At 63.2% G+C, this 14,117-nt stretch carries 15 protein-coding genes and 1 riboswitch; of the genes, 9 read left to right on the top strand and 6 right to left on the bottom strand.

Annotation, left to right across the window (positions count from 1 at the left end):
* Positions 1-133 precede the first annotated feature (133 nt).
* Positions 134-487 (top strand): STAS domain-containing protein, encoded by a 354-nt coding sequence (locus ASH04_RS08210; RefSeq protein WP_027497637.1) that lies wholly within the window; start codon positions 134-136, stop codon positions 485-487.
* A gap of 144 nt (positions 488-631) precedes the next feature.
* The gene (locus tag ASH04_RS08205; protein ID WP_057473262.1) at positions 632-1,528 is read left to right on the top strand and encodes a glucose 1-dehydrogenase; all 897 of its coding nucleotides are present in this window, start codon (positions 632-634) and stop codon (positions 1,526-1,528) included.
* Here the strand turns inward: ASH04_RS08205 and ASH04_RS08200 are convergent.
* Both ASH04_RS08200 and ASH04_RS08195 read right to left on the bottom strand, forming a co-directional pair.
* Positions 1,521-3,143 (bottom strand): MFS transporter, encoded by a 1,623-nt coding sequence (locus tag ASH04_RS08200; RefSeq protein ID WP_032382703.1) that lies wholly within the window; start codon positions 3,141-3,143, stop codon positions 1,521-1,523. The two genes, ASH04_RS08205 and ASH04_RS08200, sit on opposite strands and share 8 nt — an antisense overlap.
* 78 nt (positions 3,144-3,221) lie before the next feature.
* Positions 3,222-3,818: a TetR/AcrR family transcriptional regulator gene (locus tag ASH04_RS08195; RefSeq protein WP_230591484.1), complete on the bottom strand. Its 597-nt coding sequence runs from the start codon at positions 3,816-3,818 to the stop codon at positions 3,222-3,224.
* Positions 3,819-3,931: 113 nt separating this feature from the next.
* On the opposite strand from ASH04_RS08195, the gene ASH04_RS08190 reads away from it, so the two are divergent.
* Positions 3,932-5,620, top strand: a complete 1,689-nt coding sequence (locus ASH04_RS08190) for a nitroreductase family deazaflavin-dependent oxidoreductase (RefSeq protein ID WP_057473261.1) — start codon at positions 3,932-3,934, stop codon at positions 5,618-5,620.
* A 48-nt stretch (positions 5,621-5,668) separates the two neighbouring features.
* Positions 5,669-6,157 (top strand): SRPBCC family protein, encoded by a 489-nt coding sequence (locus ASH04_RS08185; RefSeq protein WP_037146609.1) that lies wholly within the window; start codon positions 5,669-5,671, stop codon positions 6,155-6,157.
* A 2-nt stretch (positions 6,158-6,159) separates the two neighbouring features.
* Here the strand turns inward: ASH04_RS08185 and ASH04_RS08180 are convergent, their stop codons facing one another.
* On the bottom strand, positions 6,160-6,429 hold the full coding sequence (locus ASH04_RS08180; RefSeq protein WP_057473260.1) for a DUF7218 family protein: 270 nt from the start codon (positions 6,427-6,429) through the stop codon (positions 6,160-6,162).
* Between the two features lie 116 nt (positions 6,430-6,545).
* On the opposite strand from ASH04_RS08180, the gene ASH04_RS08175 reads away from it, so the two are divergent.
* Positions 6,546-7,253: an enoyl-CoA hydratase-related protein gene (locus ASH04_RS08175; RefSeq protein WP_057473259.1), complete on the top strand. Its 708-nt coding sequence runs from the start codon at positions 6,546-6,548 to the stop codon at positions 7,251-7,253.
* 17 nt (positions 7,254-7,270) lie between these two features.
* On the opposite strand, the gene ASH04_RS08170 is transcribed toward ASH04_RS08175, so the two are convergent.
* Positions 7,271-8,299, bottom strand: coding sequence for an LLM class flavin-dependent oxidoreductase (locus tag ASH04_RS08170; protein ID WP_032370179.1), 1,029 nt, complete (start codon positions 8,297-8,299; stop codon positions 7,271-7,273).
* Between the two features lie 176 nt (positions 8,300-8,475).
* A riboswitch (cobalamin riboswitch) is annotated at positions 8,476-8,699 on the top strand.
* Between the two features lie 126 nt (positions 8,700-8,825).
* Between ASH04_RS08170 and ASH04_RS08165 the strand changes: the two genes are divergently transcribed.
* From ASH04_RS08165 to ASH04_RS08155, 3 genes are read left to right on the top strand one after another with little or no spacing between them, the layout of a single operon-like run.
* Positions 8,826-9,863, top strand: a complete 1,038-nt coding sequence (locus ASH04_RS08165) for a FecCD family ABC transporter permease (protein ID WP_057473450.1) — start codon at positions 8,826-8,828, stop codon at positions 9,861-9,863.
* Positions 9,863-10,636 (top strand): ABC transporter ATP-binding protein, encoded by a 774-nt coding sequence (locus ASH04_RS08160; protein WP_032389284.1) that lies wholly within the window; start codon positions 9,863-9,865, stop codon positions 10,634-10,636. The genes ASH04_RS08165 and ASH04_RS08160 overlap by 1 nt, the downstream gene beginning before the upstream one ends.
* On the top strand, positions 10,633-11,652 hold the full coding sequence (locus tag ASH04_RS08155; protein WP_057473258.1) for an ABC transporter substrate-binding protein: 1,020 nt from the start codon (positions 10,633-10,635) through the stop codon (positions 11,650-11,652). Before ASH04_RS08160 ends, ASH04_RS08155 begins: the two co-directional genes overlap by 4 nt.
* A gap of 70 nt (positions 11,653-11,722) precedes the next feature.
* Here ASH04_RS08155 and ASH04_RS08150 read toward each other — a convergent pair whose 3' ends face one another.
* Positions 11,723-12,193, bottom strand: coding sequence for a hypothetical protein (locus ASH04_RS08150; RefSeq protein ID WP_057473257.1), 471 nt, complete (start codon positions 12,191-12,193; stop codon positions 11,723-11,725).
* A gap of 160 nt (positions 12,194-12,353) precedes the next feature.
* The gene (locus tag ASH04_RS08145; RefSeq protein WP_057473256.1) at positions 12,354-12,812 is read right to left on the bottom strand and encodes an SRPBCC family protein; all 459 of its coding nucleotides are present in this window, start codon (positions 12,810-12,812) and stop codon (positions 12,354-12,356) included.
* Between the two features lie 92 nt (positions 12,813-12,904).
* Here ASH04_RS08145 and ASH04_RS08140 point away from each other — a divergent pair, with 92 nt between their 5' ends.
* Positions 12,905-13,480: a DUF6461 domain-containing protein gene (locus ASH04_RS08140; RefSeq protein WP_057473255.1), complete on the top strand. Its 576-nt coding sequence runs from the start codon at positions 12,905-12,907 to the stop codon at positions 13,478-13,480.
* Positions 13,481-14,117 lie beyond the last annotated feature (637 nt).

Raw genomic sequence — 14,117 nt, 5'->3', positions numbered from 1 at the left:
TGATGTTGCAGGCTCGGTTCGGTGATGTTGCGCTGTCAGGATTACGGGACAGCGTGCACCGGAACCTGCAGCCCTCGGGTTCCACACCGAGCACGCCGGTTCGATAGGCCACCCGAACTGAGAGGTTCGCACCGTGACTGTTTCCGATTTCACCGATGTTCGCTCCACCGCCCCCGCCCGACGCCACTCGATCGGTATCGAGTCCTACTCCCCCGATCTGACCGTTGTTCGCGCCGTCGGCGAGCTGGACATGAGTGCACGAGCAGATCTGGTGAACGCCCTCGACGGCGCCCTACGGGGCAATGCAGTTGTGCTGCTGGACTTGTCGGCGGTGGACTTCATGTACTCGGGTGCCGCGAGCGTGATCGTCGATGCTGTCGAACGTTCCGACGGACGCGTCGAGGTCTTCGCTCCTACCCGGCCGGCGCGCCGGGTGCTCGATGCGGTGGGTGCGAGCTTCATCGGGGAAGATCCCTCCGCGCGCTGATTCGCAAGGTTTGCGTGCCGGTACAACCGGCAAACCTCGTGTGGACAGCGACTCCAGTCGGTAACGACCGTGAATCGTCTCGAGAACTGGGGCGGCTTTGGTTTTGCCGCAATGGGTCCTCTTCACACGAGGCAAGGATCGACAATGTCCGACCAGTTCACCAAGAGCGACCCCACCATTGCTTTCTCCATGCCCGATCGGGACGACCAGCCCGAGCTCGAGCATCCGGGATTGACTCGCGACATGGTCACCGCACCGGATCACGGCGAGAAGTCGTACCGGGGTTCGGATCGGTTGCACGGCCGAAAAGCGTTGATCACCGGTGGTGATTCCGGGATCGGACGAGCGGTGGCGCTGGCATTCGCACGAGAAGGTGCCGATGTCGTCATTGCTCATCTCGAATCCGAGGGCCCCGATGCCCAAGCGACCGTCGACCTGATCGAGGCCGCTGGACGGTCGGGCCGAGCGATCGCCTGCGACCTCACCGACGAAACGCAGTGCACCAAGTTGGTCGACACTGCCGTGGAGGTTCTCGGAGGCCTCGACATCGTCGTCAACAACGCCGCGTTCCAGATGGCCCAGATGGGCGGCATCGCCGATATCACCACCGACCAGTTCGACCGTGTGCTCAAGACCAACTTGTATGCCTTGTTCTGGATTTCGAAGCACGCCGCCGCCGTCATGGGTGCGGGCTCCACCATCATCAACACCACCTCGATTCAGGCATCGAATCCGTCACCGGAGTTGATGGACTACGCCACCACCAAGGCAGGCATCGTCGCCTTCACCAAGGGCCTGGCCGGCGACCTCGCCGGCCAGGGCATTCGAGTCAATGCCGTTGCGCCCGGACCCATTTGGACTCCCCTGATTCCTGCGACCATGCCTGCCGAGAAGTACGGCGAGTTCGGCGAGACGGTTCCGTTGGGCCGCCCGGGCCAGCCCGCGGAATTGGCTCCGTCCTACGTTTTCCTGGCCTCGAACGAGTCCAGCTACATCACAGGCGAGACCATTGCGGTCACCGGGGGCACCCCGTTCAACTGATCTCGGGGTCTTCGGACTTCGGTGCCCGCCACGCCAACAGCACCCCGTCTCCTTCGGGTCGCCGCCATGGCAGGAAGAGCGCCACAGCGATCGCGCATGCCATGGCGGCCCCGACGGTGACGAACGACGCGAGCTGAAATCCCTCCAGAGACGCGGCTTTCATTGCATACACGAGCTCCGCCTTCTGCGTCGCGAAGATCGGGTTGGTCGGCGCTTTGACGATTTCGATGACGCTGACGACGGTCTCACGGGCAAAGGCCTTCTGGTAGGGCTCCATGATTGCGTCGGGAATGGCGTCGATTCGGGGGCCCACTTTCGTGGTGTAGATCGACGCGACGATCGAGCCCAGCACCGCGACGCCGAGTGTTCCACCCACCTCACGGGTGGTGTCGTTCACCGCCGAGCCCGCACCTGCTTCGTCGAGCGTCACCGACGACATGATGGATTCGGTGGCCGGGCCTTGCACGATCGCCAACCCGAGGCCCATCAAGATCATCGAGACGACGACCGGTCCCAGGTACGGGGTTTCGACCTCTACCTGGCCCGCAATGAACATGCCGATGCTCATCACGACGAGTCCGAAGACGATGACGGCTGTCGTTCCGATTCGCTGCGCGATCAGTGTGGCCAGTGGTGCTCCGACCGCGATGGATACCGCGAACGGCAGTGAATGAACGCCGAACTGCAACGGCGTCAGTTCCATGACACCCTGAAAATACTGGGTGATCATGAACAGGAAGCCGAACATACTGAAGTACCCCACAGCAATGGCCAAGGCGGGCAGCGAGAATCGTCTGATTCGGAACAGATTCAGGTCCAGTACCGGAGACGGTGTTCGCAACTCCCACCACACGAACGCAGCAAGCGCGACGCATCCGGCAATGTAGCCTCCGATGCTCGCCGGTGACAACCAACCGTTGTGCGGCGCTTCGATGATCGCCCACACCACGACCGTGATGCCCGTCAAGGACAGCACGATTCCGACAGGGTCGTACTTGCCCACATGTTCGGCCCTCGACTCCGGAACGCAGGCCAGTGCGGCCACCAGAACGAGCAGGGCAACCGGAACATTGATCCAGAACACCGAATGCCACGAGAAGTGCTCCAGCAGAAAGCCGCCCGCTGTCGGACCGATGGCGATGGCGAAACCTGCCATCGCCGTCCACGCTGCGATGGCCAGCGCTCGCTCTTTGGCGTCGGTGAAGATATTGATGATGAGAGCCAACGTGGCCGGAAAGACCGCCGCCGCACAGACTCCCATCGCGGCGCGGGCGGCGACGACCTGCCCGAGGTCGGCGGCGACCGCGCCGCCCACCGACATCAGCGCAATGCCCGCCAGGCCGATGATCATCACCTTCTTGCGCCCGTATCGGTCTCCGAGGTGGCCGAAAGCGAGAAGCAATCCCGCGAACGTCAGCGTGTAGGCGTCGACCACCCACTGCAAGCCGCTGATGTCGGCGCGTAGCTGTAGCCCCATCGACGGCAGGGCGACGTTGACGACGGTGTTGTCCAGTACGACGAGCAGCTCCGCTGCGCAGATCACGAGTAGAGCCAGATATCGGCCGCGAAGCTTCGTACCCTCTACGCGGTGTCGAGAAGTGGTGAGTGACGGCATGAGATCCCCTCCGGCTATGACGGATGACATAGTTCCTGAAGGGAAAGTAACTATAACTCGGCGTTATAGCAATAGTCGCTATCGGTAACTCTGCCCGCCCGCTGCGTCCAGGACCGCGTCGAGCAGAGCCAACAACTCCCCCTCGGTCCGATCCAGCGCGGTGGTCGATCGCTGCGCTTTCGCCACGATCAGCGCACCCTCGATCGCCGATATGGAGAACGTCGCGAGCGCCTGGGCCCGCTCTCTCGTCAACCCGTGCTGCCAGAGCGATGCGGCGATCGTGTCTTCCCACGACGAGAACGACTCCCCGGCCGCGGTGACGGCACCGGGGGCGTTCGCCCCCTCGAGTGCGGCAGGAGCAATGGGGCAACCGGACACGAAATCGGTGCTCGACAGTTCACTGCGAAAGCCCTCGATGATCGCGCGCACCGTCGCCGCCGGCCCGACCTGGGCCAACCCCTCGGAGATCATGGCCCCCATCACCGCGCCGGCCGTTCGCGTGGCCTCCTCGACCAGTTGAGGCTTGCCCCGTGGAAAGTGGTGATAGATCGAGCCTCTCGGCGCACCTGCGTGCTCGATGACGTCGGCCAACGAAGTCGCTTCGACTCCGCGCTGCCGAAACAACTGCGCCGCACTGCGCAGCATGTCCTCACGAGCACTGCTTCGATTCGCCATCCATCACCTTTCCGAACACGATCATTGACGTGACACTGCGTTACATCTACAGTCGCGTGTGACTATGACGGCAATCATATCCCGTCACGCTATCGCTGAACCGGAGTCACGCCATGCCCACCGAGACCGACGTCGTCGAACTGAGCACCCCGCTCCCACTTCCCTGCGGGCAGACCCTTCCGAACCGCGTGATGAAAGCGGCCTTGAGCGAGGGCCTTGGGACTGCCGAGCACGCACCCGATACCCGGCTCGAAAGGCTGTACCGCCGTTGGGGCGCGGGTGGCTACGGATTGGTGGTGACCGGCAACGTGATGGTCGACCGATCTCACCTGGGCGAACCCGGCAACGTCGTCATCGAGGACGACCGCGACCACGATGCGCTGGCGCGCTGGGCGAAATCGACCTCCGACGGTGGCGTCCCCATCTGGGTACAACTCAATCACCCTGGCAGGCAGGCCAATCCGATTGTCACCCGTGCTACGCCCGTGGCCCCGTCTGCCATCGCGTCCGGCGTTCCCGGACTACCGACACCGCGTGCGTTGAGCGAGAACGAGATTCGAGACATCATCGACAGGTTCGCCCTGGCCGCGTCGGTAGCGGAGGCGGCCGGCTTCGATGGAGTGCAACTCCACGGTGCCCACGGATACCTGGTGTCCCAGTTTCTCTCACCCCTGTCGAACCGACGCGAGGACGCGTGGGGCGGAGACCTCGACGGCAGGATGCGATTCGTTCTTCACGTCGTGCGCGCCATCAGAGCGGCCGTGTCCCCCGGCTTTGCAGTGGGAATCAAACTGAACTCTGCAGACTTCCAGCGCGGCGGATTCAGTGAAGAGGAATCTCGCATCACCGTCGAGCATCTCGTCGAGGAAGCGATCGATCTGATCGAAATCAGTGGCGGCAGTTACGAATCACCCGCGATGATGGGCACCTCCAGCACTCGCAATCGCGAAGCCTACTTCCTGGAATACGCCCACACGGTGCGCGACGCAGCCGGGAGCGTTCCACTTGCAGTGACCGGTGGTTTCCGCACCCGCTCGGTGATGAGTGCGGCCGTACGATCGGGAGAGTGCGACGTCGTCGGTCTCGGTCGCCCGACTGCTCTCGCCCCGGCAGTAGCCCGTTCACTGGTCGACGGCTCACTGGATCGGGTCGAGACTCCGCTCGTCGCGTTGCGAGTTCCGTCGAAAGCTGGTGCTTTCAAACAGATCAACGGCGCTCTGGACTTGCAGTGGCACACCGACCAACTGCAGCTCATCGGCGATGGAAAGCAACCCGATTCGGGACGCCCCGCCTGGCGAACAGCGATAGCAATGGTGCAGCGCAACGGCTGGGACGCGTTTCGCAGTCGGCGCGCCGGGGGCACCAAGACGGCGTCCGCCGCAGCTGCGAAGTTCCGCCGGGAGCGGTGGATCGGAAAGCACATCGCCAACCCGCTCGTGAACGGGCTGGCGTCCGTCGGAGTCAGGACATCGCTGGTCACCGATATCGAGACCGTGGGCCGTCGATCCGGTCTGCGCCGGCAGGTGCCGGTCTCTGCATCGTTCGACCGGGCGGGAGCGTGGGTGATCTCCCAGCACGGAACCAGGTCCGGTTGGGGAGCCAACATCGGCGACGAGCCGCGTATCAGGATTCGCGTCGGCGATCGCTGGCGAGCGGGCACAGCTACGTTCGTGCCCGAGGACGACGTCAGTGCGCGAGCGCGTTCCTTTTCCGCGAACCCACTGTTCGGGCGGCTCATCGGCGCAGGTTTTCGCGCCCTCCAGACCGACCCGATATCTGTTCGGATCGATTTCACCGATTGACAGGATGAGTGCTCGACGGTGGATCGTCGCACGACGCATAATGACCCGATGGCACCGATACCCACGGGCACGCTGCGCGAGACCGAGACCGGCTACGCCCTCGAGCTGAGCCGAACCGTCGCCGCGTCACGAGAGGATGTGTGGGCCAGCCTCACCGAATCCTCTCGGACCGCGTTGTGGTTCGGGCCCTGGGAACGGGTGACGGACGACAGCATCCGCGTCACCATGATCTTCGAGGACGGCGAACCCGTCGCCGACATGGCGATCGACGCCTGCGAGCCGCCCCAACGACTGGCCGTCCGTATGTCGGACGAGGGCGGCTGGCCGCTCGAGGTCAGGCTCACCGAGAAGGGCCGCGACACACTCGTCGTGCTGACCCACGGCCTCGACAGCACGGACGGCATCGGCGACATAGGTCCGGGCTGGGAGTACTACCTGGACATGCTGATCGCATCCAGGGACGCCGCACCGCTGCCGAGCTTCGACGACTACTACCCCGCACAGCAGGAGTACTACTCGTCTCTGCGGCCGGAATGACGTCAGTGATTGCGTAGCGCCTCGATCAGCTCTTTCTTGTTCAGCTTGGAGTAGCCCTCCAGGCCGATCTCTTTGGCTCGATCGGTCAGTTCGTCGACGGTCCAGTCCTCGTACGATCCGGACTCGCCGCCCTTCTTGCCTACGTTCTTCCTGCCCTCGTTGGCCGCAGCATTCGAGATGCGCGCCGACTTCTCCTTCGAGTTTCCTTCGTCACGGAGCTTCTCGTACAGATCCCGGTCCTTGAGCTGGGGCTGGTCATCGTTGGTGGGCATGCTGGTCCTCCGTTCGATCGTTTGTACTGATACAACTACCCGGTGCTCCCGCCGGCAAACACACTTGCCTTCTGTCGCTGTGGGGTAGAACAACGAAAGCTGGGTACCTTCGGGACATGCCATACCTGGATCGTGTCGCGGACGTGTTCGTATTGAATCTCGGCACTCGCGACGTCGAGGACACCGAGAACCGGATGGGGCCGGATTGGGTGGCCGAGGTCAACGCTCAGCTCGACGAGGTAGAAGCCAGTAGTGGCCCGACTGCACTGGTCACGACGGCCACCGGCAAGTACTTCTCCACCGGAGTCGACTTGTCCTGGGGTGCCGAGAACCTGGACCAGATCAACCGGTTCATCGGAACGGTGCAGGAACTGCTGGTGCGGTTCTTGACCCTCCCGATGCAGACGGTGGCGGCCATGCAGGGGCACACCTACGGGGGTGCCGCATTTTTCGTCATGGCACACGACTACCGCGTCATGCGCTCCGATCGCGGCTTCCTGTGCTTTCCTGGCGTCAACATCGGTGCCACCTACAGCCCGGGAACAGTCGACATGGTCCGAGCCAAGCTCGCCCCGCACACGTTCCACGAAGCACTGACCACGGGCCGACGCTACGGCGGAGTGGACGCAGCCGCCCTCGGCTTGGTGGACGCAGTGTCCACCGAGGATCGGCTGCGTGACGACGCACTCTCGCGGGCAACGGATTTGATCGGAACCCGCGGCCCCGTCCTCGGCGAAATCAAGCGCACGATGTATGCGAGCGAGATACGTTCGCTGTCCACTCCGGTCGCCGGTGTGGACGAAATGGAATGGGCCGCAAACTGATTCTCGCTCGCTGCCGCTTACGCGTCGGCTACCAGCGGAGCGACTTCGGTACCGAGTAGCTCTATGCCGCGCAACAGGTCACCGTGGGCGAGGCGCGGATTGGTCATCTGCAGCGACAGTCGATCCACACCGCCGAGTTGTTCGCTTACTCGAACGATCTTGTCGGCGACGGTTTTCGGGTCTCCCATGAAGAACGCACCGTTGGGGCCCGACGTGGCGTCGAACTGCTGCCGGCTCGGTCGAGCGAACCCGCGCTCGCGAGAGATCTTGGTGAACATCTCGTTCCAGCCCGGGTAGATGGTGTCGGCTGCCGCCTCGGTGGTGTCGGCGACGAATCCGAACACGTGCAATCCGACTTTCAGCTTCTCCGGCGAGTGACCCGCTTGCGCGCCCGCGCGTCGATACAGGTCGACGAGCGGCGCGAACTGGCGCGGCTCTCCGCCGATGATGGCGATCATCAGGGGTAGGCCCAGAAGCCCTGCACGAGCGAATGATTCGGGGGTTCCGCCGACACCGACCCAGATGGGTAGCGGATCTTGCAGCGGACGCGGATAGATCCCCTGACGGTTCAGCGCCGGCCGGTGCCGGCCGGACCACGTGATCTCCTCGTTGTCGCGAATCTGCAGAAGGAGATCCAGCTTCTCGGCGAACAAGGAGTCGTAATCGGCCAAGTCGAGTCCGAACAGTGGGAAAGACTCGGTGAACGAGCCTCGGCCGACCACCAAATCGATCCGGCCTTTCGAGATCAGGTCGAGAGTGGCGAACTCCTGGAACACTCGCACCGGATCGTCGGCACTGAGTACCTTGACCGCGCTGCCGAGCCGGATGTTCTCGGTGCGCGCGGCTGCTGCGGCCAGAATGATCGACGGAGCGGAGTCGTAGTACTCGCTGCGATGGTGCTCACCGATGCCGAACGAATAAAGACCGACCTGATCCGCGAGGGCGATCTCCTCGAGTAGGTGCCCCATCCTCTCCTCCGGCGCGATGACGCGGCCGTCGGTCGGATCGGTCACGGAAGAGACGAAGCTGTCTACGCCCAGGTGCATTGGGTACCTCTCGATTCGGGATGGACGAACCCATCAGCGTCGATGAAGGTTCAATTATTCCAGTGGACGGTGGGCAGAAAACTACTACTCTCCCCAACGCTTCGCCTCATCCGCCGCGAAGTACATCCGATTACTTGCACCGAAGCCGACCGACGCAACGCGTCACGCATGAGCTGTTATCGTGCGTGGGCGTTGGTTTTCGATGGCCGTGCTGGTCATCGGATCGTAAGAGGGAATCCGGTGAAAATCCGGAACTGCCCCGCAGCGGTGAGTGGAAACGACCGCGGTCATCGAGCACTGGGATTCGTCCCGGGAAGCGACCGCCAGTAGGAATCGTCCGAGCACGTGGTCGGACGGCGCGTCCGCGAGTCCGAAGACCTGCCACCGCGGCTGCGCCGCCGGCGTGGTCGCCTGTCGATCCCGAGGGACACGGTCGACGAGGTCGTCGTTCGCGCTGCGCGGATTCGCCTCGGAAGCCGTGCTTTTCGCAGGTCGCCAGGTCAGGGATCAGCGGAGAAAGTTGCGCATGCAGTCCAGATCGGTCCTGCCCCTCACTGTGCTCGCCGCCGCGATCTGGGCGGTGTCAGCCCTGTCGGCACTGATGTTCGGGGCCGCGCACATCCCGGCAACCGACGCGATGGGCTACCTGTGGGCACAGCTGTCGGGCGGCACGATCGCCGTCAGCGATGTCCCCGACTACCGCATCGTCGTCGATTCTCGGCTGCCTCGGGTGTTGCTGGCGACGGTCATCGGAGCAGGTCTGGCTGTGGTCGGACTGGTGGTGCAGGCGATGGTGCGCAACGCACTCGCAGACCCCTACGTTCTCGGAATCTCGTCGGGTGCATCGGTAGGCGCGACGTCGGTGGTCCTGTTCGGCACCTTCGGTGCCCTGGGCATCTACGCGCTCTCGAGCGCAGCGTTCCTCGGCGCACTCGCCGCAACCGCCCTCGTGTATCTGATGGCACGCTCCCCGGTAGGGCTGGTGCCACTGCGCCTGGTCCTGACGGGTACCGCGTTGGGTTACGGATTCTCTGCAATGACCACCGTGCTGATCTTCCTGGCACCTCAGGGCGACGGCGCTCGCAGTGTGATGTTCTGGTTGCTCGGCAGCCTCGCCGGTGCCACCTGGGCCAGCGTCCCGCTGGCCGCCGCCGTCACCGCGGCCGGAGTAGCCGCGACCGCTCTGACGGCACGCACACTCAACGCGCTGTCGATGGGAGACGAAGTCAGTGCGGCCCTGGGCTTGAACGCGACACGTCTACGGTTGTCTCTCTTCGTGACATCCGCGGCGATGACAGGGTGCTACGTATCCATCTGTGGCGCAGTGGGCTTCGTCGGTCTGGTCGTCCCTCACTTAGCACGGTTACTGGTCGGGGCCGACCACAGCAGGCTTGTCGTGATCACCCCGGTCCTGGGTGCGGCTTTCCTCGTCACCGCGGATCTGGTGTCCCGAACGGTTCTACCGCCGCAAGAGCTCCCCCTGGGGGCGATCACCGCGGCAGTCGGAGTTCCGGCGTTCGTACTGCTGATGCGTCGCCGCGGCGCGATGATCGGCGACCGTTGATGCGCGTCGACTACGACGACGTCGCAGTCGATATCGGCGGCACCCGCATCATCGACGACATCACCATGAGCCTGGACGCCGGCAGCATCGTCGGCATCGTCGGCGCGAACGGGAGCGGCAAGTCGACACTGCTGCGGTGTCTGTATCGAGCAACCGAGCCCTCGACCGGACGCATCGAGGTAGATGGCCGCGACATCACCGCAATCACCATGCGAGAGAACGCACGTCAGGTTGCAGCACTCACCCAGGACTCCTCGATGCACTTCGACTTCACCGCACGCGAGGTCGTCGCCACCGGACGTCTTCCACACAACTCCACGTTCGGACGCAACCGCACCCGCGACGACGACGCGTGCGCTCGTGCCTCGACCGTCGCCGACGTGGAACATCTGTTGGACCGATCGTTCCTGTCATTGTCCGGAGGCGAACGCCAACGTGTTCTGATCGCACGGGCTTTCGCCCAGCAACCGAACGTGCTCGTGCTCGACGAACCCACCAATCACCTCGATATACGACACCAATACGCAGTGCTGAGCGCCGCTGCGAGCCTGCAGATCACCGTGATCGCCGCGCTTCACGATCTGAACATCGCCGCCCAATTCTGCGACCGCTTGGTCGTACTTCACGCCGGCCGCATCGTCTGTGCGGGTTCACCCGATGAAGTCGTGACCGAGAAGGTGCTCTCGACCTGGTTCGGGATCGGCGGACACATCGTCACCCACCCACGCCTGGGAGTTCCCCAGGTTCTCTTCGACGACAAGGACACTCGATGACCCACCTCTTTCGCCGGCCTCGCACGATCGCCATTGCCGCGACCGCTGTTGCAGCACTGGTCAGTTCGTGCGGAGCCCAGGTCGACACAGCCACCGAGCAGGGTGGCGATCAGGTGACGGTCACCAACTGCGGCGAGCCGCTGACCGTGACCGGTACCCCACAGCGGGTACTGACCAACGACACCGGCATCACCGAGATGATGTTCGCCCTCGGCCTCGCCGACCGCCTCGTCGGATACACCAGCTACCCGGGCAAGGAGCGAGACATCGACTCCTCGCCGTGGAAGAGCGACTTCGACGCGGCACCGGAACTGGCCGACGCCTTCACCCGTGAGGTGATTCAGTCGGCGAACCCGGACTTCGTTTTCGCCGGCTGGAATTATGGCTACAAGGAGTCGACCGGTGTGACTCCCGATTGGATTCGCAGCATAGGCGCGGTTCCCTACCAACTCACCGAAGCATGCCGGCAACCCGGCAGTATTGCACGCGGAGTCATGGAGCCCCTCGACGCGCTCTACACCGACCTACGAAACCTCGGCGACCTCTTCGGAGTTCGTGACCGGGCCGACCGACTCGTCACCGACTACGAGAACCAGATCGGTGCCGCGAACGCCGGGGCTCCGGACGGCCGAGACCCGGCGCGGGTGTTCCTGTTCGACAGCGCCGATCCCGAGCCCTTCACCTCCGGCCGCACCGCAGCTCCGTCGCAGATCATCCGAGAAGCCGGTGGCAGCAACATCTTCGACGACCTCGACGATTCCTGGACCACCGCGTCTTGGGAAGCCGCAGCCCAACGCGACCCCGAGTTCATCGTCATCGTCGATTACGGTGCCGGACCGTCGAATTCGGTGGACGCCAAGATCGCGCAACTCCGCGCACAGCCACTGATGTCCGGCACCACCGCCGTACGTGAGAACAACATCATTGCCCTCCCCTACGCAGCGCTCGTCGAAGGACCACGCAACCCCGCCGCCGTCACCACGGTGGCGGACTTCCTCCGATCCAAGGGCCGCTGACCGTCCACAAGAACGGGGCAGCGACACCTCGGTGGTTGCGGCTTCCGAGGCTCGAATCCAGTGCAGGCGCTCAGTCTTCGATCGTCACGATCGGAGAAGCCTGCTGCACCGTATAAGAGTTCCACGGCAGGGTCGCGAGGACGTCGGACAGCCCGGGATAGTCGGAGACCCACGCTGTGGTCGGATCGACGCCTTCGGTACCGCACGATGCGAGCGCGACATAGGTGCCGGCCGGGATATCGGTGACGTGTTGGGTGCTGATTCCGATCTGGCCCCCGTCGTCGGTCGAATACAGCGACTGTCCGTTGCCGACGACCTCCCACACCGGCGGCAGCACTCCGCCCGGTGCCGGAGCCAACGATGTGCGGCAGGTCAGGCCGCTACCGGAGTTGTTGGTGATCGTGTTGGTCACCGTCGATCCGTCGACCTCGAACGCATACGTCACGTCTGTCGATTGCGCCGCTGATGCCGTCGCCGGGAACGCCGCTAGTGCTGGCGCACAGAGCAGCACTCCGATCAGAATCCGACTGGTCGATCGCATGGCAATCCTCCTGGTTCGCGTGAACTATGTCCGGGTTGTCAGTCTGCATCAAAAAATACCGATCAGCATCTTTCGAACCGAATGCAGCCGAACGGGGCGAGAAACAGGGTCGAGAACCGTTGTGTCGGTGTAAGTTTGCAGACCCCTGCCGGCCGTCGCTTCAACGCTTCGCTTCGGCGCGCTCCTTGATGTACGCATTCCGAACGCACAGGACGCGCCGGAGATACAGCTTGCCTGGAATATCCAGGATTGCAGCGCCGAGTCGTCCGCCACGGAATTCGACCGACATGATGTCGACCATCTGCGTGTGACCCCGGCGTGCGAGAAAGAAATGCTCGTGGCGCATCGAGGCAAAGGGTCCGGTGACCTGCTCGTCCACGAAATATCTCGCGGGCTCGTATTCGGTGATGCGGCTGGTCAAGGTGAACCACACACCGAGATGCCTGGAACGAATGTGGATTTCATCGCCCAAACGCAGAGCACTCCGCTTCGAATCGACTCGCACGCTCTCTCCGTACGCTCCCTGAGACTCGGCGTGAACGACAGCATCCGACTCCAGATCGAACACGTCAGCGGGGTTCGCCGCGATCGAAGTCGTGAGCCTGATGGTGAACGCCATGAGCACAGCTTTGCAGCAAATCCGTTTCGTCACGTCGGAAGGACCGTCTACGAAGGCGCAAATCGCTGGGTCGACCGTGTGAGGATTGGGCCATGTCTGCAACCTGGGAAGAGTTCACGTGGATCCCCGACGATTACCCGTGGGCACCGGACGGTGTGTCTTTCACCGTCGTCCGTCACGACGATGCAGAAGCGGTACTCGATGCGCTGACCACGTCGAGGGCCGGCACCGTGATCGGCCTGGAAGGTGTCAACGCCGACGTCGAGGTCGTCGGCGTTGCACAGGTGGGTGATTGGGTTCTGGCGGTCGCACCGTCGGCGGCAGGGTTGGCCGATGAGCTGATGGCACCGCTGTCGATCGGTGGCGAGGCCCTCACGTTCGCCACTCAGGTCGGCCACAGCAATTTCGCTCAGTGGGTCGACGGTGCTCGAACAGCAATGTTCGATGCGCTCCTGAAGGACGGGCCGGGTTTCGACGAACCTGACAGCCCCTGGCGAGATCGCATGCGTGAAGCTGGCGATGACCCCGACGGCGAGGGTCCGATGCCCGACGGCCTGTTTCACACGCTGGAGGTCTACATAGCAATGATCGTCAACCACACTGGAATCGTTCTGACGCAAGAGCTGTTGCGCAGCGGACAGTTTCAGGTCGGCGACTCCCTCGAATAGTGGAGGGCTCAGCCGAGTACAGCCGGCTGTTGCGAGATGCCGAGGGATGAGCGGCTCGAAGGGGTGTGGTGGCCGGCCGAGTTGCTGACGGTTTCTCCTGCCGCTCGACTGGATCCGAGCACTCCGCGGCGGAGACGGTCGAGTGGGTTGACGACGCGGGCTACCGAACAAAAATGCCCGTTCACCAACTTCTGGTGAACGGGCATTTCGTTGTGCGCCATCAGGGATTCGAACCCCGGACCCGCTGTACAAGAGATGACAATTCAAGTGGGTGCACTTGCGTCCATCATCGACCCGTTGAGCTGGGTGTTCGGCGAATCGAGTGACCGTCGGCGTCCGTGTAAATCCACACGAATACGACCCAAAGTGATGAGTTAAAGATGACTTCCGTCGACCAGCTCCCGGTCATCACCTCGGTCTGTAGAACGCAAGCCGTTGCCGTCCCAGTTGCGGCTCGTATCAGCTACTTGATTGCTGGCGACGTAACTTGCCACCTGCATCGAGAATTAGGTCACTCACGTCTGACATCGAGCATGCAGCCGCGCAAAAAATTCTCGCAAGTTCGCCCCGGCACCGAGTGAACAAGTCAGGGAGATCGCAAGCATTGTCCGGTCAAAACTTTTGACTGCAAACCGAT

Source organism: Rhodococcus sp. Leaf233 (assembly GCF_001426165.1).
Classification (GTDB): Bacteria; Actinomycetota; Actinomycetes; order Mycobacteriales; family Mycobacteriaceae; genus Rhodococcoides; species Rhodococcoides fascians.
The sequence above is the reverse complement of the archived record's forward strand: the minus strand, read 5'-3'. Positions and strand labels throughout refer to the sequence as shown.